The organism is Lentibacillus sp. CBA3610 (assembly GCF_013373365.1).
In the GTDB taxonomy this organism is placed as follows: domain Bacteria; phylum Bacillota; class Bacilli; order Bacillales; family Amphibacillaceae; genus Lentibacillus.
The window spans coordinates 1,948,394-1,975,326 of sequence record NZ_CP035925.1; the positions used below are offsets into that span (position 1 = coordinate 1,948,394).

25 protein-coding genes and 1 other RNA gene are annotated in these 26,933 nt (G+C 42.6%); 6 read left to right on the top strand and 20 right to left on the bottom strand.

What is annotated here, in order from left to right; all coding sequences use genetic code 11:
* Nucleotides 1-64: 64 nt before the first annotated feature.
* The 3 genes from Len3610_RS09860 to Len3610_RS09870 all read right to left on the bottom strand — a co-directional run bounded on the left by Len3610_RS09860 (nt 65) and on the right by Len3610_RS09870 (nt 2,510).
* Nucleotides 65-721, bottom strand: coding sequence for an SDR family oxidoreductase (locus Len3610_RS09860; protein ID WP_176447796.1), 657 nt, complete (start codon nt 719-721; stop codon nt 65-67).
* Between the two features lie 102 nt (nt 722-823).
* Complete coding sequence (locus Len3610_RS09865) at nt 824-1,372, bottom strand: cupin domain-containing protein (RefSeq protein ID WP_217994058.1); 549 nt, start codon at nt 1,370-1,372, stop codon at nt 824-826.
* Between the two features lie 97 nt (nt 1,373-1,469).
* Entirely contained in the window at nt 1,470-2,510 is a 1,041-nt protein-coding gene (locus Len3610_RS09870) for an NAD(P)-dependent alcohol dehydrogenase (RefSeq protein ID WP_176447797.1), read from the bottom strand.
* 327 nt (nt 2,511-2,837) lie between these two features.
* Between Len3610_RS09870 and Len3610_RS09875 the strand changes: the two genes are divergently transcribed.
* A complete protein-coding gene (locus Len3610_RS09875) occupies nt 2,838-3,251 on the top strand; it encodes a MerR family transcriptional regulator (protein WP_176447798.1) in 414 nt (137 codons plus the stop codon).
* 450 nt (nt 3,252-3,701) lie between these two features.
* Complete coding sequence (locus tag Len3610_RS09880) at nt 3,702-4,229, top strand: Uma2 family endonuclease (protein ID WP_176447799.1); 528 nt, start codon at nt 3,702-3,704, stop codon at nt 4,227-4,229.
* An 83-nt stretch (nt 4,230-4,312) separates the two neighbouring features.
* On the opposite strand, the gene Len3610_RS09885 is transcribed toward Len3610_RS09880, so the two are convergent.
* Together Len3610_RS09885 and Len3610_RS09890 are read right to left on the bottom strand one after the other, a co-directional pair.
* Complete coding sequence (locus Len3610_RS09885) at nt 4,313-5,371, bottom strand: WD40/YVTN/BNR-like repeat-containing protein (protein ID WP_255259863.1); 1,059 nt, start codon at nt 5,369-5,371, stop codon at nt 4,313-4,315.
* 591 nt (nt 5,372-5,962) lie between these two features.
* Complete coding sequence (locus Len3610_RS09890) at nt 5,963-7,387, bottom strand: MDR family MFS transporter (RefSeq protein ID WP_176447800.1); 1,425 nt, start codon at nt 7,385-7,387, stop codon at nt 5,963-5,965.
* A gap of 235 nt (nt 7,388-7,622) precedes the next feature.
* Between Len3610_RS09890 and Len3610_RS09895 the strand changes: the two genes are divergently transcribed.
* Both Len3610_RS09895 and Len3610_RS09900 read left to right on the top strand, forming a co-directional pair.
* Nucleotides 7,623-8,216, top strand: a complete 594-nt coding sequence (locus Len3610_RS09895) for a Uma2 family endonuclease (RefSeq protein WP_176447801.1) — start codon at nt 7,623-7,625, stop codon at nt 8,214-8,216.
* Nucleotides 8,217-8,368: 152 nt separating this feature from the next.
* Nucleotides 8,369-8,515, top strand: a complete 147-nt coding sequence (locus Len3610_RS09900) for a hypothetical protein (protein WP_176447802.1) — start codon at nt 8,369-8,371, stop codon at nt 8,513-8,515.
* 173 nt (nt 8,516-8,688) lie between these two features.
* Here the strand turns inward: Len3610_RS09900 and ssrA are convergent.
* From ssrA to Len3610_RS09930, 6 genes are all read right to left on the bottom strand, one after another.
* Nucleotides 8,689-9,055: a transfer-messenger RNA gene (gene ssrA, locus Len3610_RS09905) on the bottom strand.
* A gap of 111 nt (nt 9,056-9,166) precedes the next feature.
* Nucleotides 9,167-9,634: an SsrA-binding protein SmpB gene (gene smpB / locus Len3610_RS09910; protein ID WP_176447803.1), complete on the bottom strand. Its 468-nt coding sequence runs from the start codon at nt 9,632-9,634 to the stop codon at nt 9,167-9,169.
* Nucleotides 9,635-9,785: 151 nt separating this feature from the next.
* Nucleotides 9,786-10,193, bottom strand: coding sequence for a DUF3221 domain-containing protein (locus tag Len3610_RS09915; RefSeq protein WP_176447804.1), 408 nt, complete (start codon nt 10,191-10,193; stop codon nt 9,786-9,788).
* Nucleotides 10,194-10,253: 60 nt separating this feature from the next.
* On the bottom strand, nt 10,254-10,649 hold the full coding sequence (locus Len3610_RS09920) for a trypsin-like serine peptidase (RefSeq protein ID WP_176447805.1): 396 nt from the start codon (nt 10,647-10,649) through the stop codon (nt 10,254-10,256).
* A 477-nt stretch (nt 10,650-11,126) separates the two neighbouring features.
* Nucleotides 11,127-11,936 (bottom strand): zinc transporter ZupT, encoded by an 810-nt coding sequence (zupT, locus tag Len3610_RS09925; RefSeq protein WP_176447806.1) that lies wholly within the window; start codon nt 11,934-11,936, stop codon nt 11,127-11,129.
* Between the two features lie 105 nt (nt 11,937-12,041).
* Entirely contained in the window at nt 12,042-12,296 is a 255-nt protein-coding gene (locus tag Len3610_RS09930; protein ID WP_176447807.1) for a hypothetical protein, read from the bottom strand.
* A 362-nt stretch (nt 12,297-12,658) separates the two neighbouring features.
* Between Len3610_RS09930 and Len3610_RS20870 the strand changes: the two genes are divergently transcribed.
* Entirely contained in the window at nt 12,659-13,066 is a 408-nt protein-coding gene (locus Len3610_RS20870) for an IS110 family transposase (protein ID WP_255259864.1), read from the top strand.
* A gap of 1,342 nt (nt 13,067-14,408) precedes the next feature.
* Here Len3610_RS20870 and rnr read toward each other — a convergent pair.
* The 3 genes from rnr to secG all read right to left on the bottom strand — a co-directional run bounded on the left by rnr (nt 14,409) and on the right by secG (nt 17,737).
* Entirely contained in the window at nt 14,409-16,595 is a 2,187-nt protein-coding gene (gene rnr / locus Len3610_RS09940; protein ID WP_176447808.1) for a ribonuclease R, read from the bottom strand.
* Between the two features lie 51 nt (nt 16,596-16,646).
* Nucleotides 16,647-17,393 carry an alpha/beta hydrolase gene (locus Len3610_RS09945; RefSeq protein ID WP_176447809.1) on the bottom strand — a complete coding sequence of 249 codons (747 nt, stop codon included), beginning with the start codon at nt 17,391-17,393 and terminating at the stop codon, nt 16,647-16,649.
* Between the two features lie 110 nt (nt 17,394-17,503).
* On the bottom strand, nt 17,504-17,737 hold the full coding sequence (secG, locus tag Len3610_RS09950; RefSeq protein WP_176447810.1) for a preprotein translocase subunit SecG: 234 nt from the start codon (nt 17,735-17,737) through the stop codon (nt 17,504-17,506).
* A 346-nt stretch (nt 17,738-18,083) separates the two neighbouring features.
* On the opposite strand from secG, the gene ptsP reads away from it, so the two are divergent.
* Nucleotides 18,084-19,790, top strand: a complete 1,707-nt coding sequence (gene ptsP / locus Len3610_RS09955; protein ID WP_176447811.1) for a phosphoenolpyruvate--protein phosphotransferase — start codon at nt 18,084-18,086, stop codon at nt 19,788-19,790.
* 79 nt (nt 19,791-19,869) lie between these two features.
* Here ptsP and Len3610_RS09960 read toward each other — a convergent pair whose 3' ends face one another.
* From Len3610_RS09960 to tpiA, 6 genes are all read right to left on the bottom strand, one after another.
* Nucleotides 19,870-20,457, bottom strand: a complete 588-nt coding sequence (locus Len3610_RS09960) for a nitroreductase family protein (protein WP_176447812.1) — start codon at nt 20,455-20,457, stop codon at nt 19,870-19,872.
* A 29-nt stretch (nt 20,458-20,486) separates the two neighbouring features.
* The gene (locus Len3610_RS09965; protein ID WP_176447813.1) at nt 20,487-21,455 is read right to left on the bottom strand and encodes a nucleoside hydrolase; all 969 of its coding nucleotides are present in this window, start codon (nt 21,453-21,455) and stop codon (nt 20,487-20,489) included.
* 157 nt (nt 21,456-21,612) lie between these two features.
* Nucleotides 21,613-23,082 (bottom strand): alkaline phosphatase family protein, encoded by a 1,470-nt coding sequence (locus Len3610_RS09970; RefSeq protein ID WP_176447814.1) that lies wholly within the window; start codon nt 23,080-23,082, stop codon nt 21,613-21,615.
* Nucleotides 23,083-23,292: 210 nt separating this feature from the next.
* Nucleotides 23,293-24,579, bottom strand: coding sequence for a phosphopyruvate hydratase (gene eno, locus Len3610_RS09975; protein ID WP_176447815.1), 1,287 nt, complete (start codon nt 24,577-24,579; stop codon nt 23,293-23,295).
* A gap of 43 nt (nt 24,580-24,622) precedes the next feature.
* Nucleotides 24,623-26,167, bottom strand: a complete 1,545-nt coding sequence (gene gpmI / locus Len3610_RS09980) for a 2,3-bisphosphoglycerate-independent phosphoglycerate mutase (RefSeq protein ID WP_176447816.1) — start codon at nt 26,165-26,167, stop codon at nt 24,623-24,625.
* Nucleotides 26,164-26,922 carry a triose-phosphate isomerase gene (tpiA, locus tag Len3610_RS09985; protein WP_176447817.1) on the bottom strand — a complete coding sequence of 253 codons (759 nt, stop codon included), beginning with the start codon at nt 26,920-26,922 and terminating at the stop codon, nt 26,164-26,166. Before tpiA ends, gpmI begins: the two co-directional genes overlap by 4 nt.
* Between the last annotated feature and the right edge of the window lie 11 nt (nt 26,923-26,933).

Here is a 26,933-nt window from a genome sequence, read left to right on the forward strand (position 1 = left end):
TAAGTTTATATCTTTTTTGAAGTTCCCAATATTTTTAAACTGGATTTCCTTAATGGAAAAGTATTCACAGTGTTTTTAATACTTCCTTGATTGGCGTTTCTCCACCAATCATATCAAAGGCTTTTCCAATCGTTCGGTCATTCTCAAGCGAAGCAATGATTGCTGAAGCAACATCTTCACGAGGAATATGCTTATGTTCAAGATCACCTGCTACGGTTACCTTTCCGGTTTCAGGCTCGTTGGTCAGTTGTCCCGGACGGATAATCGTATAATCCAGACCACTTCTTTCTAACCAAGCATCAGCGTAATATTTAGCCGCAGCATACGGTGAACTATCCATCCATTCCAGATGATTATTCGCATGCCATCTGTGAACACCAATTCCACTGACAATGACGAAACGTTTTACCCCAGCTTGTTCAGCTGCTTTCATTGACTTAATCGCTCCGTCCAAATCAATTAACATGGTTTTGTCAGCACCTGTCTGACCGCCGGAACCTGCTGAAAATACGACGGCATCTGCTTCCTTCGCTGCATTAGCTATTGTCTCAATGCTTTCTTCTAAATCAACGAGTGCTGTTTTAACTCCCTGTTCCTCAAGTCTTGTCTTTTGTTCTTCTTTCCGAACCATAGCAATGGTGTTATGCTTATCCGATTCTTGCAGCTTTCTCACAAGATGCCTGCCTATTTGTCCATTTGCTCCTACAACAAGTACGTTCATGATTTTTGCCTCCTGTTATCTATTAATGAAAGAAAATTTATACGTTATCTTCAAAACCGCCGCTGCCAGAGGTGTTGCGGTTGTCCGCCACTGGCTGAGCGGTCAGCATTTTTCATCTGTCCAATACGAAAACAGTGGTCCATTTTTTCCAAACAATGGATCATTGTACGGTAATGGAACTTTTTTGATATTCTCCAATTTTTCAGGTCGTTCGTCTGCCTTACCATAGCAAAAATCATAACTTTGCCCATTTGGATATGCACCAATGACAGTAAAATCCGCACTTCCTTCCAATAACTTGTGACCAAAACCTGCCGGTAGAATGATCGCGTCCCCTTGTTCAATTCGCACTTGCCCTCCCTGTTCTCCGCCAAGCTGGAGCTTAGCCGACCCGCCAGCCACAACAAGCACCTCGTGGGAGTTGCTGTGATAGTGGTGATAAGGAGCAACACGTCCGCGCCATGCACCAAGCCAGTTGTTTTCTGCTAAAATATCTTTTGGGTCTTCCTCGGAAGTCATGACGTTTTTATATAATAACAACGGATAGGACGGATGGTTAGGAATAGAGCCGTCATCCTCATATTTTAATGTCTCTATCGTGATGTCATCTGCGTGTTTAATTATCCTTCCCTCCTTGTACGTGTTATCCATTCAGACCACTTGAATGGATAACACGTTCATCAAATTTTATTAATTCTTCACCAGAATTTACCCATTCAAACTTTTCTTGAAGAAATCTTCCAATTTATCACATTGTGCTTATGTCGATCACAAATCGATATTTTACATCGGAAGCTAATACGCGTTCGTAGGCTTCGTCGATCTGATCGGCGGAAATCACTTCAATTTTAGGTGCAATGTCATGGTCTGCACAGAAATCCAGCATCTCCTGTGTCTCGCGGATGCCGCCAATCATGGAAGCAGCGAATGAGCGCCGCTGACTGCTGAGAGAAAACACGCTTAATGACAATGGTTCTGCGGGCGCACCAACGTTCACTATCGTACCATCCAGCGTTAACAGGGAGAGATAGGCATCCATGTCGATCTTTGCACTAACTGTGTTAATAATTAAGTCAAAGGATCCGGCAAGTTTTTCAAATGTTTCTGAATTGCTGGTGGCATGATAGTCTTTTGCACCGAACGTAAAGCCATCTTCCTTTTTATTCAATGTTTGTGACAGAACGGTCACTTCTGCCCCCATGGCGTGTGCAATCTTAACAGCCATATGTCCAAGACCGCCCATGCCAACAACCGCTATATTCTTTCCGGGACCGGCTCCCCAATGATTTAACGGTGAATAGGTTGTAATACCTGCACAAAGCAATGGTGCTGCAGCATTCAGTTCAATGTTATCAGGTATTTTCAGTACGAAGTCTTCCGTTACGACAATATGGGTAGAATAGCCGCCTTGCGTATATTCACCATACTTGTCAACCGCTGCATAGGTGTCAACTTTTCCATTAAGGCAGTATTGTTCTTCGCCTTTGCGGCAGTTCTCACATTCACCACAGGAATCAACCATACAGCCAACCCCTGCCCGGTCACCGACTTTAAACTTTGTTACCTCTGATCCAACATCTGTGACGATACCCGCAATCTCATGCCCAGGTACAAGCGGATAGTTCACCGGTCCCCATTCTCCATGGGCAATATGAATATCCGAATGACAAATGCCTGCATATTTTATTTCAATCAGCACATCATGTTTATCAAGATCACGTCTTTCAATCTCTGCGGCGCGAAACGATTTGTCCGGTCCGTCTACTGCCCGTGCTTTAGCTGTTATCATAAATAAAACCTCCGATGTCTAATATTTTCTCAAGCTAAGGCGCTTGAACCCGATATCAATGAATATGAATGATTTATGTTTCCTTTTCATTCATTGACATCTTGTAAATCATCTTAGATGCTATAGTTAACTCGAGGTCAAGTAGTAAATTTATATTTTTTATAAAGCATAGGGACGGTTCTAATGCTTCCTATTTTTGAATGAAGCATCAGAACCGTCCCTATGCTTCTGCTTCTACTTTGACATGTCACAAAAGCCGTGATAGAATTTTATAAATACTAGAGTTAACTCGAGGTCTATATGCTTAATAAAAAAGGAGAAATGGAAATGACTTATTCGATCAGCGAAGTCGCAAATAAATTGAATCTCACTGTATATACACTGCGTTACTATGACAAGGAAGGACTGATGCCTTTTGTAGAGCGCACAACTGGCGGAAAAAGAGTATTTAAAGATTCCGATGTCGAGTTGTTAAATGTCATCGAATGTTTGAAATCCAGCGGCCTGCCGATTAAAGATATCAAGAATTTCATTGAATGGCTTTCGGAAGGTGATTCGACATTAAAGCAACGTTATGACATGTTCATCGAGCGAAAAGCTGCTGTAGAAAAACAAATGGCGGAACTGCGAAAGACCATGGACCTCATAGAACACAAATGCAGCTACTACAAAACGGCGCTTGAAGCAGGAACGGAAGATGTTCATAAAGACAATAAGATGGGGAAATCGGTTTTTAATTGACTTAACATCATCCACAAGGGACAGGGACCACACAAGCAGAATGATCGGCTGCATCAGCCGATCTCCGCCATCATAAAATAATACATAATCTTATCGGGTTTTTGCCTCCGAAGCATATAGAAAATAAAGGTGAGAATCAGGGGATGAATATAGCAAGGAGGATGACAAACGTAGCGTCTGCGCTCCACACCCCTGTTACTCCCTTTTCCATGCCATCCTACCAAAACAGGTACATTGTCAGCCAAAGCAGTAAAAACAACAGGAAAATCAAGTTCCACGTCTCTGCTTTTACCATAGCCAGTTCTTTTTGATGCCTGCGCGGTGAAACTCCTTTCCTTCACATCCTGTTTGTTTTTTGAAAATATTCCAAATCCAGATATGCAGCTTTTGGACATTGCGCGATAAATGAATTAAAATATGTATAAGATTAAAAAAGGAAGGGGTAAGGTAATGGAGGTAAAGAAGGAAGAAAACTCTTTAACCTATAGCGAGTACCTGCAAATGAATGATGATATCAAGTATGAAGTCATCGATGGCTATATTTACAATATGGCACCTTCTCCAAGTGTTAAACATCAAAAGATCGGTGTAAAAATCTCAACTGAATTCGATAACTATTTAAGAAAAAAAGCTTGCGATGTTATTTCGGAAATCGACGTTTCTCTCGAAGGGGAAACGGATACAACAAAGATGGAAGAGTGGTTCCGGCCTGATATCTCGATTATATGCGACCAAAATAAAATGAAAGAGAATCACATCGCTGGTGCTCCGGATTTAATCGTTGAGATTTTATCAAAATCTACGGCAAAGGCTGATAAAATGATTAAATTCAACCGTTATCAAGCTGCAGGTGTGAAAGAATATTGGATTGTTGACCCTGCGTATGAAACTGTCGATATCTATTTACTGAAAGATGGCTATTTTTGTTCACGACGGGACCTATACAAACGAAGAGACGATCAACGTCAATATATTTGATGATTTAGTTATAGATCTGAAGAATATATTTGTCTGAAAAAGCAACTTCGAATGGAAGTTGCTTTTTTAAATCCGAGCACTTCCTAAATCACCACCATCCCCTGAGTTCTTTTACGTTTTAAATGATCCGGCCATTCCACAGGTACTTTCTCCCAATTTCTGCCGGCATCATAAGACATATAAAAGCCGAGATTATTAACCCCGTAGAAAACACCCTGATCGGCTGGATCGGAGGCTAACGCAAAAACAGCGGATCCCTCCGGCTCAGGAAGGCCTTCATATACAGGCATCCAAGGACCGCTATTTTCTCGCCGTACCAAAATCGTGCTTGCTCGCGCAGGATCATATGCTGTATGGGGCCCTTGGGCAGCTGATGCCACCATCGTATCCGGATTCCCGGAATCCACGGCAATATTCACCAAATAGTTATAAGGTTCAAGTCCATCATTGAATGTCCGCCAAGTGGTTCCGGCATCAAAGCTTTCCGCATATCCGCCACCAGCGGCTTCGTATATTCGCCCCGGCACCTGAGGGTGGATCATTAATGAATGGCAATCATATTGGGAATTTGGTTTTCGGTCCTCCCAATGCGCCCCTTTATTTTCACTCTTCATGACACCGCCAAGTTCAATCCCGACAAAGATACGATTCTCATCATGACTATCCGGTTCAATCCAACGTACGTGATGGGTATGAGGACGAGGTGGAAAACTCCAAGTAGTTCGTGACGGTAAATCCAGCAATCCCGGGCAATCGGTCCATGTTTGACCACCGTCTTCGGAACGAAATGAGCCGCTGGGTTCCGTTCCTGCCCATACAACACGATAACCATTCTTCTCCTCCGCCGGACTGACGGCCACACTCATTACCCGGTTATGTGCTATGCCTGGCCCGGCAGGCTCCCACGTCTCGCCACTATCATCACTAATCCAAAGACCATCGTCAAATGTTCCGCCATACAGCCGTCCCGGGTGAGCAGGATCTGCTGCAAGGCACAACAATACATTCGGTGCCGATCTTTCATTCATCACCCATTCGCTCTCCACTTTTTTAATTTCATAAAAGAACTTCCAGCGGAAAAATATAAAGCTTTCATGTTCTTCACCACCTTGGTGTGACTTCGAATTTTGATAAACAAACACTTAGATACCTTTACCCTTATTTATTTTTAAAAAACGTCTTCTTAGTATTAGGCAGACCCGCTTTGAACACTTTATATTATAATGTTATTCATTTAATAGCTTCAGTATAATACCTTGCAAGGAATGAATCCATTTGTCCAACCTTAGTATCCGCATAGAAGCTTAATAGATTCCTCTTCATAACTATAATCGAAACTTTTATGGGTTTGGGGGCATGAGAACGGAAAATAATTTTTATTTTTTTGGACTGACGATGCCACTTTTTCCAGGTTCGTTTCGATTATATGGGTGAGAGGAACTGTTTATAGCAAGTTTTAAGACTTTCCGACCAGTTCTTCATTGTGGCCGCTGCCATATGCTTCCTCTGTATCAAAAAGGTACAACCCAAATCATAAGTTTGCCAAATCGGGTGAACGGCCGCTTTATCATGCCGCACGAATGGTGGGATAGAAAAAGTATCAAATATGGTGAAAACCATTTTTAAAGAGCCCTGACCAAATGCATATTTTAATTTTGGCAAAGGCTCTCAAAGAAACGTATTGGTCCAATGAAAAATACATCCTTGAAAAAATTGAGTGGAATTTAACCTTTTTACCGATTTTTGACGCTCTCAGATTCGCCTGCTTCCTCCGGAGGATAGGTTTTCTTTATAAAAAAGGCAAAAATGACCCCAATAATGGAGAGCACCGTGATCACCATAAAGGCGACATTCACACCATGAATCATCGGGTTTACAATGGATGGGTCCTGCCTTGCTCCCTCTCCAGTTGTGGTCATGACCGTCACAATAATTGCCGTTCCAATCGAAGCAGAGACCTGGCGCATGGTATTATTCATCGCTGTCCCATGCGCGATTAACCGCTTGGGTAATTGGTTCAATCCAGCCGTTGTCACGGGCATCATCACCATCGAAAGTCCAAACATCCGAATAGCATAAAAGATGGTGAGATAAGCAAACGAAGTATTAGTCGTCAGGCTTACAAATGGGAATGTCGTAAGCGTCATGATGATTAATCCCGTAATCGCCAACCACTTGGCGCCAATTTTATCGAAAATACGTCCAGTGATCGGTGACATCAAGCCCATGACAAGCGCCCCGGGTAGAATGGCCAATCCGGACTCCATCGCTGTAAAGTCCCGCATATTTTGCATATAGAGCGGGAGCAATGTCTCGATACCAATGAGACCCACAAATGCGAGCATCCCAATACCAGTCGTCAATGTAAAAATAGAATATTTAAACACTCTGAATTCCAGCATCGGATGGGCAAGTCGCAGTTGCCGAACAATAAACAGAACCAAAGCAATGACACCTATGCCCAAGGTGCTAATGGTTATGATATGACCCCAGCCGAGATTTCCTGCACTGGTGAAACCATAGAGCAATCCTCCAAAACCAAACGAGGATAGAATGATCGATAAAATATCTACTTTCGGCCGGGTCAGTTCTGTCACATTTTGCATGGCACGCGTACCAATGCCAATTAGCAATAGGGCAATAGGTAAAATGACAAAGAACATGACACGCCAGGAATAGGCACTGATCAGCCAACCGGACAATGTAGGCCCGATAGCCGGCGCAAATTGGATAACCAGGCCCACGAGCCCCATCGCCGCACCGCGCTTATGAATCGGATAAATCAATAAAAAGACCGTTTGCATCAGCGGCATCATAATCCCGGCACCCGCTGACTGAATAATGCGGCCAAGTAAAAGAGCACCAAAATTCGGCGCTATCCCGGCTATCAATGTTCCAAAAGCAAAAATGCTCATGGCGGAAATAAAGAGCTGCCGTGTTGAAAAACGTTCAATCAAGAAGGCTGTAACGGGAATCATCACACCATTGACGAGCATAAAAACGGTTGTTAACCACTGAGCTGTATTGGCACTGACATGCATTTCTTTCATAATCGGCGGGATAGCTGTAATCATCGTTGTCTGATTTAAAATTGAAATAAATGCTCCGCCCAATAACAAGGCAACAATTGTTTTTCTGTTATACGTTTGAGATGTCATTCATACCTGCCTCATTCTATCTATAATTATAAAGCTATTTTTATTATGACAATTATTTATCATACGCTGTTCCCATCCATTTTAAAAGTAAGAAGCATCGTTTCCCAATTTATTTAGTGAGGCTGAATAGTCACTACATAATATAACTTGAATTGCTTCTGCCCCTGGCACCGTTGCTTTACCCGTGAATACCTGCTATATTTAAATCAATAATGGAATAAAGGAGGACTACCAAATGTCAGAGTTGGATAAAAATGGATTCTACACATTGGATGAGTTTCTGTTGCATGTCAAGGAAGAACGCGCGGAATTATATGAAGGTACACCTGTTTTCATGGCACCTGCCTCATTTCAACATGAAAATATCATTGCAAATTTAATGGGAAAGTTCAGTAACATGCTGGATGGTAAATCCTGTTATGCATTCGGCAGCAATCTCCAGGTTGTTTTTCCATTTAAAGACAACAATAAAGGGAAAGACGATGTTGTTGTATTACCAGACATCTCCATTGTCTGTGACATGAACAAATTGCGTAACAAGCGCTGCTACGGTGCACCAGACTTGATTGTGGAAGTACTTTCGCCCAGCACAAGTCGTAACGATCGGTTACTTAAGCGAAACTATTATGAAAAAGCTGGAGTGAAAGAATACCTGATTGTTGACCCTCATAATCAATATATTGAAAAATATGTACTTCATGAAGATACACTTAATTTGGAAGAAGTCTATTCCAGTGAAAATCCAACCTTCGTTTCCACACTGTTCCCTGATATTACTTTCTCTTTTAAGGCTATCTTTTCTTTTGGGTTTGGTGATGATATGGAATAATCATTTCATTGTAAAAAAAACACTAACCACACCAATCACCCACAGGGTCACATTGCTGCTGCGGATTGTAATATTTTAAAGAAAAAGACTATTCTCTTTTATGAGGTATACTAAAATAAATATAACCCCTTGCAGAAAGGGGGTGAGTGGATATGGAGACGTGGTTAATTCTTTTAACGTCTTTCATTAATTTGACAGTCGCTGTTATTAACCTGACAGCCGTCATTTTAACAAGGCGGAAAAAGAAAAAGGACTTTCTCATAAACAGAGAAAGTCCAAACAACCATGGAGAGGATTAATTCCTCTCCCCCATATCTTACTCTAAGTATAAATCATTTATGAAAAATACGCAAGGAAAGAAGTGATAATATGCTTTGGATTTCGCTTTTTATTTCGATTATTGCATTGGTCATATCCATATATACATTAACCTTAATAAAAAATAATAAATAAAAACCACCAACATATGTATTGGTGGAGACGGTGGGAATCGAACCCACGTCCAGAGATATCGCCACTCAGACATCTACACGCATAGTTGACATATTATCATTCGCGTACCGTTCAGCCTGCCAACAGGCTTACCGGCAGCTAGTCTGATTAGGTTCTGCCGTCATCCTCAGACGGTGGACGACGGAATAGCCCGCTTCATTTGAGACCCTTCAATCTGCACCACGGGCGGGTAGCAGGAAGGATCGCTCTAGGCAGTGCTTAGGCAGCTGCTAAAGCTGGAGTTTCTTCTTTTTCGCCGTTTATATTTAGCGAGTAACGTTTTACGAGCCGTAACCTCGACGCGCAGTCTGAGCTCAATCTATCCCTGTCGAATCCGTAACGCCCCCATAGAAATGATGGAGAATTCGCTCGGGTAGAACGAGCACTATTTATTTAATTGTCATAACGACAATTATTATTATAACAAAAATCCCTTGAAAGTCAAGACCCATCCGGACCTACTGCAAGCTTTCCTTAACAGCACGATCTGCATCACGCTTCATTTGCTTTCGTTTCAGATCTTCACGTTTATCATACTTCTTTTTCCCTTTGCCAACGCCAATCAGCACTTTGGCCACACCATTTTTGATGTACACTTTCAAAGGCACCAGCGAATAGCCTTTCTGCTGGATCAGACCTACCAATTTGTCAATCTCTTTTCGATGAAGCAACAGTTTACGTGAACGCGTCGGATCGTGATTAAACTGGTTCCCCTGCTCATATGGTGCAATGTGCATATTAACAAGCTGCATCTCACCGCGATGATCAATCCGTGCGTGCGAATCCTTTAGATTAATACGGCCCGAACGGATTGATTTAATTTCCGTACCCCGCAGGACAATGCCGGCCTCATACGTCTCTTCTATAAAAAAATCATGTCTTGCTTTTTTATTTTGTGCGATGGTCTTACCATTACCTTTTGGCATACGTGCGTCCTCCCACTACATGCGTGCAACTTATTTTAACAGAAAAAAGCAGATATGCCAATTGAGAGCAAGGTCAATATATTACCCTGGGGCAAATGTCTGATAATCCCTCTCAATGCATTCTCGTTACAAATTATAGTCATATTAGTGTTTAACCATTATTAATTACTTCGATATAATAGGCTGAAATTTGAGATGGATTTGATTCCCTTAGGTAATCACCATAAACACGTACTTTTTGGTTTACCTTTAGTTCATTAAAGATATTCTGATTCTCAACATCACTATGTTTTGACACAAAGGTACTTCCTGAACCATAGCTAGATATAAAATAACGTGGTAATCTCTCCCAAATACTGATCGGTTCATCCGATATCCATACGGCATCGATTCTCTTAGAAACGACATAACCCTCTATGGTCATATAACGACCAGGAATATCCTTTATATCAATAGAAGGTTCTTTTTCTTTGGATATTACCACGTTAAGTGTTAGCGAAAATACCAGCGTAAGTAAACAGGCTAAAAGAAACCTTTTATAGAATGGCGACTTATCCAAGTGATAACACCTCTTACCATTTCTGTTTAAGTTCACTAACATATCCCAATGTCATATTTCTTATTGATTCATTTGATTAAACAAATTCGTGAAGTCTCTTCTTATCTTAGGACCTCCGTTGATTGTTCTTTCTGATGAACCTTCTCTAATAGTGTATGCAGCATTATGGACAGCAATCATGCGATTAGATGGATTTAATACGGGAGCACCTGATTGCCCATTGTTTGTGTCCATGTCATAGAATAGCAACGAAGAATCTAGAAATGAGTCTGAACGTCCGTTCATGCCCCACATTGATATTTCCCCTGTTTCTTCCATTTTATCTCCTGGGTACCCATAAGTTCTCAGGAAAGTATTTTCGGTTATTCTTCCAGCTTCAGACCAGGATAAAATACCCGCCCTACTTCCAATTTGGTTTCCATTTTCATCTGGTGATACTCTCAACGCTTTTTTCATAATCAATCAACTCCTTAATAGATTAATAACTTCACTTAGTTTACTCTGTTTTTTGTATTTTGTAAATATTTTTAATTAAATTATGTGGTGCTATATACCTGATACTTAAGAAATGGAAAGAAGTGAACCAAGGCTTGCTTATCGTGGTAGAAAAACGGGGGTCTATGGTTTTTAGCTAAAAAATTCAATTTTCACTGGAAATTAGCAGTATTTCGCCATAAAATGATAAAAACCTCCTTAGGATCAACCCAAGGAGGTGGTCTGTATGCCAATTTTCAATGAGGTCAGTTTCTTGCTCTCAATTCCTCTATCAAAACGCCATCATCCAAATAATCCATCTTACCCAAGATTCAATTTCATTCGTTAATCTTAATACATTTGACAATAACATACATCGATGGAGGCAGATACCATAAACGATCGCTGCATCTCACTGCCACTTGTCATAATAACTTCATTGGACTTTTTCAATCACAGCTATATAAACAACAGCAAGCTTATTGCCATAACAGCCATTCCACCAATTAATCCATAAATTGATACATGTGCTTCGTCGTATTTTTTGGCTGCCGGAAGCAGTTCATCAAGCGAAATGAATACCATAATCCCGGCAACAGCAGCAAATATAATTCCAAACATAATATCGTTCAAAAATGGCATTAATATCAGGAATCCCACTACAGCACCGACCGGCTCGGCAAGTCCGGATAAAAATGACCAGCGAAATGCTTTGCGCCGATCATTTGTCGCATAGTAAATCGGTACAGAAACAGCAATGCCTTCAGGGATGTTGTGTATAGCGATAGCGACTGCAATGGCCAGGCCAAGTGCGGGATCCTGCAAAGCAGACATAAATGTGGCTATGCCTTCAGGGAAGTTATGGATGCCAATAGCCAATGCCGTAAATGTCCCCATCTTTAACAAGTCGGGATCTTTTACATGTGTTCCGTTTTTCCGCATATCTTCAACTTTTTTCATCTCATGGGGATTGGAATGCTTCGGTATGAATCGGTCAATCAAGGCAATCAGAAGAATTCCGCCAAAAAAGCCACCTACAGTCATCCAGCTGCCGCCTTCTTCTCCCAATACACCAATAAGCGCATCCTGTGCTTTCGCGAAAATGTCAATCATCGAAACATAAATCATAACGCCTGCCGAAAAACCGAGCGCAAATGATAAAAACTTGGTATTAGTGGTTTTCGCGAAAAAAGCCAATAAACTGCCGATACCAGTAGCAAGGCCGGCAAACAGCGTAAATAAGAACGCTAATATGACATCCTGTGACACGGTACATTCACCCTCCTTGTTGTACAAATTAACAATTGTTTACCTAAGGAAACTTTTATAGTCACAGTTACATTCTATTCTTCCAAGATACAAAATGCAACTGTATTATTCCCAAAAAGAAGGTGAAATTTCAGTCAGCAGAGATTTCTGCCAAATGGCCCGGTTTTTTAAATAAAGTAAAAAAGTTTTTGGTTGGAGGTTATCGGCAACTGCTGATTCTAAGCAGATGCGCGAGATTGGCTGGGGGTCGCGCGATTTCAAGCCGGTGCCGCGCGAAATCAGGGTTTCGTCGCGCGAAATCGTATGAACATCGCGCGATTTAAGATGTATTTCGCGCGAATCAGCATATTTGCCGGGCATGCCGTACTGTTCTCCAAAATAAAAAGACTAATATGATGTTCTGATTGCATCACATTAGCCCTTTCCTTTTTCTGAATCTTATTTTGGCTCTTCACCAAAATCTATGGTTGACAAACTAGTTGTAATTATGAATTTAAGTGACCGTTGCGGAAAAACACTACGCTTTCCGCGGGCCCCGAGCTCAGCCTCCTCGAAAAAAAGAAGTTCGCTTTTTTTCTGCGGGGTCTTCCCACTGCGCTTTCCCGCAGGAGTTATCATGAACGAAACTAGCCCCTTAATCGTAAGAACGTAGATTAATTTGGTCATACTGTATTACTAGTAAAGCCAAACCAAATCAGAGCTATAATACGAAAGGAGCTAGTATGATGGAGTATATCACAAAATATGTGGGATTAGACGTGTCAAAGGAAAAAATTGCAGTCGGTGTTGCGGAAGAAGGGCGCTCAAAGGCAAGGTATATTGGAATGATTCCTTATACAGTAGAGGCAATCAGGAAATTAATAAGCAAATTAGGGATGCCGGAACAACTTCAATTTTGTTATGAAGCTGGCCCAACCGGGTATGGACTTTATCGTCTCCTGAAGAGTATGGATATTGAATGTGACGTGGTTGCACCATCGTTAATTCCTCAGAAGCCCGGTGATCGTGTTAAGACAGACAAGCGGGATGCCTTGAACTTAGCGACGCTTTATCGTTCGGGAGAGTTAACACCTATCTATGTACCAACAGAAGATGATGAAGCTTTGCGCGACCTGGTTTCGGGCACGTGAGGATGTGAAGGAAGATGAATTAAAGAGCTAAACAGCGGATTGATCAAATTTCTTTCTCAGAAAAGAGATTAAAACGCCTCAAGGTACGAAAAGGTGGACAGTAAAGTATTGGGATTGGCTGGATAGTTTAAAAATTGAACGCTCTGCCTCTCGCGTGGCATTCCAAGAATATTTGCAGCAGGTGAAGGAATGTCAGCAACGATTGAAAGTGTTAGAACAGGAGATTAAGGAACAAGCCAACGAAGGCGTCCATGCGCCAATGATTCAAAAACTCATGACTTTACGAGGTGTGGCAGTCATTACAGGCTACCAGTTTTGGTTGCGGAAATCATTGTCATTTGAACGGTTTCAAAACGCCCTAACCAATTTATGGCCTTACAATGGGAACTTGGTCCCCAGTGGAAAGTTCCAGTGGTTGACTTACGCAATTAGGAAATATCACCAGGCCAGGAAAATCGTCATGTACGGAAATTATTAATAGAGCGGCGTGGAGCTATCGTACCAGCCTGCCGTGAAAGGTTGAGCTAAAAAGAGGGCAACAAGGGACAGCCAACGAATATCCTGAATATTTCATGGAAAGCACAAAACCGCCCTGCACAAAAAATTACTTTCCGCCTATTTAGGACGTGGGAAGGGAAAGCGGAAAAGCCATCACGGCCGTTGCAAGAGAACTGGCAGGATTCATTTGGGCCATAGCCAATGAATCGGATACTGAAACTCAAGCGCATTAAGTTACGTATAAAGGCATATTATTCGGAAACTGAACTGCAGGATAATGGGAAAAGGAAAGGAATATAGGGCTTGGAGGCAAAGATAAAAACCGTAAAGGATAACGCACGACGGAGACTTGTGCTAGCCAGCCATTGGTGAACGCACGCCAGGAGTTCGTGACAGATCCTTATACGGAAAGATATAATGTGAGAACCCACGGATATCAGTCTCTTAACCGGAGCAGAGATTTTTGCCTTCATGCCGTGTATTTCTCTTCTTCACAACCTATGAAGAAAGGAGGAACTTCCATTCTTCTTAGCTTTGTATGAGTATCTCCTATATCTGAAGGATCGTCAAGGAGAGCACTTGACAATCCTTCAGATATAGGAGGAGGGTTTGGCAAGCTAAGAAGAAGGCATTAGTTTGCACATTTCTGCTTATGGCATATTACTTATTGAACAAAGGGCCCAATTCAGACCCTTCGCTTAAAGTTGTCCAAAAATCACATTCAAAAAATTGTGCGGAGGTCCTTGACAGTTTCGTTCATATCAGTCTCCGTGTTTTTCCTCGCTAGTCAGTCTTGTTACCATAGTTATCCACTAATATCAACCATAGATTTTAGTGTTGACCCTTATTTTTTCGCTTTTTTTGCCTTTATCTTTTTCTTGTTTTTCTTTTTTGGCTGTTCAGCTGAAACGAGCTCAAAATCAACGGAACGCTCGTCAATGTTCACTTTGACAACACGGACATCGACTTCTTCACCTATCCGGTACATATTGCCTGTGCGTTCACCGATCATCGCGTGGTTACGGTCATCATAATGATAATAATCATCGGTCAGATAGCTGACATGTACAAGCCCTTCGATGGTGTTTTCCAGTTCGACAAACAAGCCGAAATTAGTGATCGAGCTAATCACACCAGTATATTCTTCACCGATTTTATCCTGCATGAACTCAGCTTTTTTCAAATCATCTGTTTCCCGCTCCGCATCAACTGCTGTACGCTCCATTTCAGATGAATGACGGGCGATTTCAGGCATCCGCTCTTTCCAATGACTGATCGTCTCGCCATCTGCTTGCTTGTCAACGAGGTAAGTCCGAATCAGGCGATGTACGGTCAAATCCGGGTACCGCCGTATGGGCGATGTGAAATGGGTGTAGAACTCGGATGCCAATCCAAAATGTCCAACACTCCCAGGATCATATTTCGCCTGCTGCATCGAACGGAGCATCAATTTTGATACAATCATTTCTTCAGGCTTCCCCTTCACTTCTTCAATCACTTTTTGCAGTGCCTGAGGATGGATTTCATTAGCTTTCCCTTTAACACTGTAACCCAGACCCGCTATGAATTCGAAAAAGTGCTGGAGCTTGCTCTCATCCGGGTCCTGGTGAATCCGGTGAATGAACGGGACATCCATCCAATGGAAATGTTCAGCAACGGTTTCATTCGCTGCCAGCATGAATTCCTCAATCAGTCGCTCAGCAACCGACCGTTCGCGCAATACCACATCTTCCGGTTTACCTGTGTCATCAACAAGTACTTCCGCTTCTTTAAAATCAAAATCGATAGCACCGCGCCCCATACGTTTCGCGCGGAGTATTTCAGCCAATTTTTCCATGTTTTCAAACATCGGAACTAATGGCTTATACCGCTCACGGAGTGCCCCGTCCCGCTCAGTCAAAATTTTATTGACATCATAATACGTCATACGCTCATCTGTCTGAATCACACTCTGGAAAATTTCATGGTCCACCACTTCACCTTTCGCGTTGATTTCCATCTCACATCCGAGTGTAAGTCTGTCCACATTTGGATTTAACGAACAAATACCATTTGACAGCCGGTGCGGGATCATCGGAATCACCCGATCAACCAGATAGACACTGGTCCCGCGTTCCAAGGCCTCTTGATCGATCGGAGAATTTTCTTCCACATAGTAACTGACATCAGCAATATAAACACCCAGTTTATAATTGCCATTATCCAATTGTTTAACAGATACCGCGTCATCCAGATCCTTGGCATCCGCCCCATCAATCGTGACAATCTGTTCATCCCTTAAATCACGGCGATTTTCCAGTTCAGATGGATCGATTTCTTCAGGTGTATTAGCTGCCTGATTAAGCACCTCTTCCGGAAAGTCAACTTTGATGCCATGTTTATGAATAATCGATATGATATCAATGCCTGGATCATTCTTGTGCCCAAGGATATGAACAATTTCACCTTCCGCACTCATACGGCCTTCAGGATACTTTGTAATATGGGCAATGACCTTATGGCCGCTCACCGCACCACCATTCATGCTTTTAGGAATGAAAATATCATTCGGAATCCGTTTATCATCGGCTACAACAAAACCGAATGATTTATTGTCCTCGAATGTACCGACTACCTGATGGGTGGCGCGCTCCAGAATACGGATAACAGTGCCCTCAGGTCTGCTCCCATCAGCATTTCGCTTTTCAATTCGTACCATAACCTTGTCATTATTCATAGCAGATGCCAGGTCAGAATGATGTATATACACATCTGATTGTGCTTCATCATCCGGTATTAAAAAAGCAAATCCTTTGGCATGCATTTGAATTCTGCCACGGATCAGATTCATTTTCTCAGGCAGTCCGAAGCGATTTTTGCGGGTACGAACAAGTTCGCCCGCCTCTTCAAGTGCATTCAGCGCTTTAACCAGTTCTCTGAATTCAACCGCATCCTGTAAATTTAGCGCTTCTTCCAGTTCATCAACTGCCAATGGTTTATCATTATGTTTCTTAAAATAATCATGTAAACGTTCCTGCATTGCTTCACTCATTCTCTCACCTTCTTTCTACTGCTTATTATTCACGTTTTCCCCGTTTTATAATCATTTATTCCAGTCAAGTGATTCCAAAAATTGATAGATATCTTCAAAGAGCTCCTCTTTTTCCTTACCCATTGTAATCACATGGCCTGACTCTTCATACCATTTAATGTCTTTTTGATTGGATTCGACATTTTCATAAATATACGTCGCACTGTCTGTGTTGATCATTTCATCCTGGCGTGCCTGTACAACAAATGCCGGCGTATAAATCGTATCAATATTCCGGTTCACTTCCGTAATCAAGTCCGCCAGATCCGAGAACATATCACTGGAATTGTCAACCAATTCCTGCACTTCCTTTTCAATGGTGTCCTTATCTTTGCCTTCCAATTGTTTAAATTCTCTTGCTTTAAACTTATACCCTTTTGTCAATTCTTCCTCGTTGTCAAAAAACATCGGTGCGCACATTGGGATGATGCCTTTCACCTGTTCAGAATAGGCAAGCCGCAGCCCGAGCACACCGCCGAGCGATAAACCGGCAACCGCAATTTCCTTATATCCCAGTTCTTTCAGGTGGTTGAATGCATTTGTGACATCTTCCCACCATTCATCCGCACTCGCCTTCACCAGCTCTTCAGGCTCTTTTCCATGCCCGCGATAAATGGGGGCATGACTGGTGTAGCCTTTTTTCTCCAAAAAACGCCCAAGCATACGCACATCTGCTGAATGTCCTGTAAACCCATGTAATAACAATACCGCACGAGAACCTGCTTCAAACGTAAAAGGTTTTGGCAATTTAATTTTCACTGTAACCCATCTCCTTCTGTTATTCCTGATTCATATATTATACCTTACCCGATTATGTAGCTTCTGAAAATCAATAAACCCTTATCACTGCCCGCGATAAGGGTTTAACATTACTGCAGAATATATGCACTAAAAAATGCCAGAATAAAGAACAGTACGCCGGTGACGATTGTCGCCCGATGTAAAAAGTAGTCTGCTCCGCGTGCTTTTTGTTTACCGAAAAGCTGCTCTGCACCGCCTGAAATCGCTCCGGAAAGTCCTGCACTTTTTCCCGATTGCAATAAAATCAATACAACCATCACAATGGCGTCAATCAACAATAATATATTAATCAGACTTCCCACTTGAAATCGCACCCCCAGTTAAAAACACTGTATACCTATAGACACTTTAGCATAACCTTGTACTCTGCCGCAAGTTATCTTTTGCTTATGTTTGGTTGTATATTTTTATTTCAACATATAACTTGTAATTTGGTTAGAAATGAATGATAGCACATGGAAAAAATATTACGGCTGACTGATCATATTCGTTAAGATCGGCGGCATCAATGAATTGAACCGGGACGAAATTTATCAAACCCTTTTAGACTGGGTACATGGTTTGACAAGCAGGATTCCTTGATTTGCCCATGATTAAACGTGTAAAATGTAATGTGGAGCAAAATTTATCGAAGGGTTGGTTAAGTATATGATTCAAGGAATTGCCGCATCACATGGCATAGCAATCGCCAAGGCGTATCAGCTTGTGACGCCTGAATTAACATATGAAAAAAAATCAATCGATGATCCAAATAAAGAAACCGAGCGTCTGGAAAAAGCGCTCGCAACTGCAAAAGGCGAACTGGAAAAAATCCGGGAACACACCCGAAAAGAGATGGGCGATGAACACGCCGAAATTTTCTCAGCCCATTTACTTATTTTGGATGACCCGGAAATGATAAACCCAATTAAAGATAAAATTAAAAGCGAAAATGTTCTCGCTGAAGCCGCACTTGAAGAGACGACCAATATGTTCGTCGACATGTTCAAAAATATGGACAATGCCTATATGCAGGAACGTGCCGCTGATATTCAGGATGTGACAAAACGCGTACTGGCACACTTGCTTGGTGTCACCGTTCCCAACCCTGCACTGATTGACGAGGAAGTTATTATCATTGCCAATGATTTAACACCCTCCGATACCGCACAATTAAACCGGGAATTTGTCCGAGGGTTTGCAACGGACATCGGCGGAAGGACATCACATTCAGCCATCATGGCCAGGTCTCTGGAAATTCCTGCTGTCGTCGGTACAAAGGAAATCACTGGCTCAGTCAAACAGGATGATATGGTTATTATCGACGGGATTGAAGGCAATGTCATCGTGAACCCTACTGACGGTCAGATAGACGAATATAAAGAAAAACAAGCAACCTTCGAACGACAAAAAGAAGAATGGGCTAAATTGAAAGGCGAACCGACCATCACTGAGGATAAAGAGCAAGTAGAGCTGGCGGCAAACATCGGGACTCCGGATGATGTCGAAAGTGTGCTCACAAACGGCGGTGAAGGAATCGGATTGTATCGCACCGAATTCCTGTACATGGGCAAAAGCCAATTACCGACAGAAGATGAACAGTTCGATGCCTATAAATCCGTGCTTGAAAAAATGGAGGACAAGCCGGTTGTTGTCCGCACCCTTGATATTGGCGGTGACAAAGAATTAAGCTACTTGGACTTGCCTGATGAATTGAATCCATTTTTAGGCTTCCGGGCCATCCGTTTCTGTCTGGAAAATGAAGATGTATTCCGCACACAATTACGAGCACTGCTGCGCGCCAGTGTATATGGTAACCTGAAAATCATGTTCCCAATGGTGGCTACATTGGAGGAATTCCGCCAGGCAAAAGGCGTTCTTCTGGATGAAAAAGAAAACTTGAAAGATGAAGGCAACAGCATATCTGATAATATAGAAATCGGCATCATGGTGGAAATTCCATCAACTGCCGTCATTGCCAGACAGTTTGCAAAGGAAGTCGATTTCTTCAGTATCGGCACAAACGACCTGATTCAGTACACGATGGCAGCTGACCGGATGAATGAACGTGTTTCCTATCTCTATCAGCCATACCATCCGGCAATATTAAACCTTATCAACACAGTGATTGAAGCTGCACACCATGAAGATAAATGGGTTGGCATGTGCGGGGAAATGGCCGGCGACTCAATTGCAATCCCGGCACTGCTCGGACTGGGTCTTGACGAATTCAGCATGAGTGCCACGTCCATTTTGCCGGCCCGCACACAAATCCGCGGACTGTCCAAGGAAAAAATGTCTTCTTATAAAGACAAATTTTTATCAATGGGCACTGCTGAAGAAGTTGTCGAATTTGTGAAGGAAAAAACCGAATAATCAATACTTCAACGCTCGGAATCTTTTCAGGTTCCGGGCGTTTTTATGAGGCAGGAAAGCATAATGCTTCTTCTCATACTCACTCCGAAACAAACTCGAGCTTATCGCTAATAGACGTCCGCCCCTTATCATGGGGGATTTTCTTTGGATAGCCGATCTGCATAACGGCAGCAATTTTATCGGTGTCCTTATTAAGCCCGATATCTTCAGCAAACTTTTGATCATGCATATAGGGCGTGATTGTCCAGAGCATCCCGACTCCATACTCCCAGGCGGCAAGCTGTGCATTTTGAATAAACGCACAAACACTTGCATATTCTTCCTCATACCGGACGGGATCCTCTTCTTTTTTAAAATAAATTAATGCGTGATGCGGGATTTGTAATAAAAATTGTTTCATGGATGCTATCATTTTTTGCGACTTCGGACCATCGCCGGATTTCAACATACCAATCCGCTGATAGCTTGCTATAATGGCATCAACAAAATCTGATTTACCACCCTTCTCAAAGAGTTTTATATTCCACGGTTCTTTCATATAATGTGTTGGTGCATAAGACCCATATGCGAAAATTTCCTGCAAAATGGCTCGACTTACTTCCTCACTTTTAAAGTTATGAATGGACCTGCGTGCTTTGATGGCTGTTAGAATATCGATGGGGATCACCTCGTATCACATTTCTTCCATTATGCCATCTACTGATAAACCTGCCCAGTCATATTCGACATGAAATAATGATAGAATTGCCAATAATCAATTTCCAGTGCAATGCGGTGATGCTTTTCTTCCTCAGCCTCATTTTCCAGCACATCAACATACGGCCTGATATCGGCAATGCTTTGACCTCTTACAATACTATTGGTATCCTGAACGATATCAACAGGTAACCATCTGAATGCAAACATTTCTTCATAAACAATTGCCATGAGTGCTGCCACATCATGTAACGGACTCCCCTGTATGCTTGGATTCCGCTGTTTATAATAACGATAATAATAGTCCAGTAACGGTTTTAAAATTTTTGCGCTGCCCGCCCGATCGATATAGTCTACCATTTGCGGTGTAACAATGGCCTGTTGCGTAACATTTAACGGAACAATCGTGACACTGTCCGCATTTTTCAGAACCAGCTGTGCAGCTATCGGATCACCGTGAAAATTGGCTTCTGCTACAGCTGTGGCATTCCCCGGTACCCAAAACGCCCCGCCCATGATATAAATATGCTGTACATTTTCCATTACGTACGGATATAGAATAAACATCGTGGCAAGGGATGTTAACCTGCCTGTATTGACAATCACTAAATCCTGATCACGGTACTGGTTGATGATTTCGACAACTTCAAAAAAGTTTTCCACGATACCTTCACCATTCAGGAGCGGGGGTTCAATCGGCCCAAGTCCATATTCACCATGGATTTCAGGAACAAACTCAGGCTGTTCACCTGTCATCGGTATTTCCGCCCCCAAAATAACCCCAATATCCGGACTAATATTAAATAAATGCCTGATATAATTTACATTCGCCGCTGCCTTATCGCGTGAGACATTTCCATAATCAGCTACAACACCCACCACATCAATTGCATCATCAAACAGGGCATAAATTAACGCAACTGTGTCGTCAATACCAATATCACCGAATACCAGCACCTTTTGAGCCAATCATATCCTCTCCCAATTTTGGAATCGTTACCCAATTAACCTTATTCGCTGATGTGTTTGTCCTATACCAAAAAATGGCACCTTTCAGCTCGTACAAGGCTGTTGAGCTTAAAAAGGTGTCTTGCAGGAGTGATAATATCAGCGGAGGGTAATCCTTTCAGTGATCAACCAGCTCCAGCAGAAAGGCTTTCATATCAACAAGCCGCGGGTGTTCCGGCTTGATTGAAGTCCCGGCAATCACCAAAGGTATGAGCGTTTCTTGTCTGTGTAAAGAACCATGTGCAGCACCTCCAAGATGAAATGGTGTCGATTGTGCTTTAAATTCACAGCCTGGTTTCGCATTTACGACGATAAAATGGCCGGGCTGAGAATGCAATGCCCCATAAATGCGGGCTAAGCCGTCGGGATAATCTCCATAAAGGATTTTTTTGTCATCGGTCAACTTTAAATTCAAAAGATCAGGATCCCCTTCTATGTTCCATGTTTGCTGGTACATGTCTGAATATTCACCGTCTGGACTGTAATGTAAAGAGCCCTCCCTCATACCGGATTCGACACGAATGCCGTCATCCGCCTTCCAAGCAATGATATCAATCCGGTTATCATTCTTCAGTTGATCAGCAATAACATCTATAGGTAACTTTTTATCCAAAATATAAATATAAGCCATACGCTGATTCACACTTAAAACAATCTGGTCTTTTTTATGAATGGGTTTCTGAATTCGTGCGATACGATGTTTCTTAAATATTTTACGCAAATCAATCACGAAGTTACGATAACTGGAACCCATCGGCGCATGACCGTTATCACCCATCACCATCCATACATTCCGGTTAAGCGCTTCTTCCCAGCTTGGGTACAAATTCAACATTTTCTGGATCTGGCGGTCAATTTTGGCAATTCCCTTTATATCCATCGGTCCTTTAAAGTGAATGCGAAAATCGAGATCCTGAAAGATACAAAAAGTAAACCCCGGAAGTTTATTTCGGCGAATTAAATGACGAAGCTCCCGGCCTGTATATTTATAATTTCCGGCAGCGATTTGCGTTGCTATACTCCTTGGACGCAGTTTGGAAAAGACACCCAAGGAAAAAATGGATGGAGCTTCCGCTGTCCATTGACCATCTTTAAAATGCGTTAATCCACGAAGCAATCCGGGGACTTGCAGCTTCTGCGGTGTATTGCCACGATAAACAAAAGAATTTATGGAAGCAGATTGAATTCCCTTGTCTGCCAATTCTTCATAAATTGTCCGGACTTGACTGCTCAAATGTTCATTATTCAGCCGGTAAAGCATATCGTGAACCGTTTTTCTGAGTCCTGACTTATTCGTCTCTCTGAATCCTGTCCCATAGTTAATAATCTCGTTTTTTGAATCATCAAACCAATTTAAACCAGGGATTTTGTGCTTATCAGCATAAGTTCCAGTCAGGAGAGTGCTATCAATCGTTACGGACATTGTAGGGAATGAAGTGACCATATCGGAAATATAATTGCCATTATCCATCAAAAACTTCAATGCAGGCGCCCGTCCGGTTTGTACAGCTACTTCCAGTGGTTCAGGCATCAATGAATCGATATTTAATAAGATGACTGGTTTGGCCGATTGCAGATTCTGATTCACTTTATTTCATCCTCACTGTATGTATTATACCTCCCCCAAAACTTATTTCTGTCCAATTCCCTTTCACATATTCGTTCATTTGTCAAATAAAAAGATGGCTCCTTTTTGGATTACCATCTTTTCATAATATCCCATAATTCAGCTTTTAATGTGAATGCCTGAAATACAGCTCAGCAAACGTCAGTAAAATGCCGCCAGCATTCAACTTAATTATTGTTTCAAATTATAAAAAGCATTCAAGCCGGCATATTCACCCATGCCTGCCAGTTCATCTTCAATGCGCAATAGCTGGTTATATTTGGCAACACGGTCTGTGCGGGATGGTGCACCGGTTTTGATCTGCCCGGCATTGGCAGCAACAGCTATATCAGCAATCGTCGCATCCTCTGTTTCGCCTGAGCGGTGAGAAATGACGGCAGTATAACCGGCACGTTTAGCCATTTCAATTGCTTCGAATGTTTCGGTCAGTGTACCAATCTGGTTCACTTTAACAAGAATCGAGTTGCCGATTCCCTCTTCAATTCCACGGGATAACTTAGTAGTATTCGTGACAAACAGGTCATCGCCGACAAGCTGAACACGATCACCAATCCGGTCAGTCAACAGTTTATGACCTTCCCAGTCATTCTCATCAAGTCCGTCTTCAATCGAAATGATTGGGAATTTATTGATCAGGTCTTCATACCAATCGACCATTTCCGCTGGTGTGCGGACCACACCTTCACCTTTAAGATGATACTTACCGTCCTCATATATCTCAGAGGAAGCAACATCCATCGCCAATTTGACCTCTTCACCCGGTTTGTATCCGGCAGCCTCGATTGCTTCAACAATCGTTTCAAGCGCCTCTTCATTGGAACCGAGATTCGGTGCAAAGCCGCCTTCATCACCAACTCCCGTATTATAGCCTTTTGACTTCAGCACCTTTTTCAAGGCATGAAAGATTTCCGCTCCTGTACGCAATGCTTCCTTGAAGGTTGGTGCAGATACAGGCATAATCATGAACTCCTGAATATCAACATTATTATCTGCATGCTCACCGCCATTAAGGATGTTCATCATTGGTGCTGGAAGTGTTTTGGCATTAAAACCACCGAGGTAATTGTACAACGGCAGTTCCAGGTAGCTTGATGCCGCATGGGCAACCGCCATGGAAACACCAAGAATCGCGTTGGCTCCGAGGTTGCCTTTGTTATCAGTTCCATCAAGTTCCTGCATCACCTGATCGATTATGTTCTGCCGTGTTACATCAACACCTACCAGCTCCGGCGCAATGACATCATTCACATTTTCAACTGCTTGTTGCACACCTTTGCCAAGATAACGATCATTATCACCATCACGTAATTCAACCGCTTCATATTCACCGGTTGAGGCACCACTTGGCACCAATGCGGCACCAAAAGCACCGGATTCGGTGAAAACTTCCACTTCAACTGTCGGGTTGCCGCGCGAGTCAAGTACCTCACGGGCATAGACGTCTGTAATGTATGGCATCGAACCACTCCTTTATTTTGATAGAAAGCTTATTTTGTCACGTTTAGTCATCAGACTTTATTAACGATTCACCGGTCATTTCATCTGGTTTGCTGACACCCAATAAGTCCAGTAATGTTGGTGATAAATCCGCTAAAATACCGTCATCACGCAGTTCGGCATCCTCTTTTGTCACGATGACCGGAACCGGTCTTGTCGTATGTGTTGTCATCGGATCGCCTTCAAGTGTCACGACTTCATCCGAATTTCCGTGATCAGCGGTAATGATCGCGTTACCTCCCAATTCCAGGATCTTATCCACAACTTTGCCAAGGCATTCATCGACCGCTTCAACGGCTTTGATCGTCGGTTCCAGCTTACCGGAATGACCGACCATATCCGGATTGGCAAAGTTAAGGATAATGGCATTATGCACTTTGGAATCAAGTTCTTCCAGCAACGAATCCGTGACGTCATACACACTCATTTCCGGCTGCAAATCATAAGTAGCCACTTTTGGTGAGTCAAGCAACACCCGTTTTTCCCCCGGAAATTCATTTTCACGGCCGCCACTCATGAAAAATGTGACATGCGGATATTTTTCCGTCTCAGCTATACGCAGCTGATTCATATCATGCTGGGATAAAACTTCTCCGATCGTGTTGTCCAAGTTGACCGGATTATAGGCAACATAGCCATCAATCGATTCACTGAACTCAGTCAACATCACAAAGTCGAGATTTTTCGGCCGTTGTTCGCCCCGGTCAAAGTCACGGAAGTCATCATTGGCAAACGTCCGCGAAATTTGAATGGCCCGGTCAGGCCGGAAATTGTAAAAAATGATTGAATCTTCATCCTGAATTTTGCCGAGTGCATCACCGTTTTCATCGGTTAGAACTGAGGGAATAACAAATTCGTCATAAATGCCGTTCTCATAGGAATCATTAATCACGTCATACGGGTCTTTATAAGCCGGGCCTTTGCCATAAACCATCGCGTCATAGGCTTTCTGGACCCGATCCCAGCGTTTATCCCGGTCCATCGAGTAATAGCGGCCGGAAATGGTGGCAAACTGACCAATACCATATTCGTTCATTTTATCTTCCGTCTGTTTAATGTATTCCTTCGCCGTCTTCTGGCCGACATCACGGCCATCCAAAAAGGCGTGGACGTAAACCTTTTCCAGCCCCTGATCTTTTGCCAGCTTCAATAGTGCAAAAAGATGATTGATATGGCTGTGCACACCGCCATCAGACAAAAGGCCAAAAATATGCAGTGCCTTATCTTTGTCTTTTGCATTTTGGACGGATTTTAAGAAAGCCTCTTTATCAAAAAATTCGCCTTCTTTAATAGATAGATTGACCCGGGTCAGGCTTTGATATACAACTCTGCCTGCCCCGATATTCAGGTGACCGACTTCCGAGTTGCCCATTTGTCCTTCAGGAAGACCGACCGCTTCACCGGATGCCTGCAATTGATTATGAGCATATTTTTTCCAATAACGGTCCAAATTGGGGGTATGGGCTTGTTTGACAGCATTGCCCATCTCTTCATCACGCAGAGCTAACCCATCCAGAATAATCAATGCCGCTAATTTATTGCCGTTCATTTTGCACCTGCCTCCACAAGTTGCAGGAAAGAATCAGGTTCAAGGCTCGCACCACCGACAAGTGCGCCATCAATATCAGGCTGTTCCAGAAGCTCATCAATATTAGCCGGCTTGACACTTCCGCCATACTGTATGACCAGTTCTTCAGCAATATTTTCCGAGGTCATTTCTTTTACGATAGTTCGAATATATGTGCAAACCTGATTAGCATCCGCACTTGACGCAGTTTTTCCGGTTCCGATTGCCCAAATCGGTTCATAGGCAATAATAGTGGATGAAATTTGCTCGTCACTCAGTCCTTCCAAGCCGGTCCGCACTTGTGCTTCAATGTGACTCATGGTTTCATTGGCCTCTCGCTGTTCAAGTGTTTCGCCAACACAAACAATCGGTATCAGTCCATGGTTAAATGCTGCGTGAACTTTTTTATTCACTGAATGATCGGTCTCAGCAAAATGTTCACGACGTTCAGAGTGTCCAATCACCACGTGCGTGACACCGAGATCTTTCAGCATCGCCGGACTTACTTCGCCGGTGAAAGCACCACTGTCTTCAAAATGCATATTTTGTGCCCCAACTTTCAGGCTGCTTCCTTCCGCTTTCTTCACAAGGGATGGTAAAAACGGAAATGGCGCACATACAATCGCTTCAACGTTATCATCTTTTGGAAGGCTGCCCGTTACCGAATCGACAAATTGGTCGGACTCCGTTAATAATTTATTCATTTTCCAATTTCCAGCTATTACTTTCCTGCGCATTTATATCACCC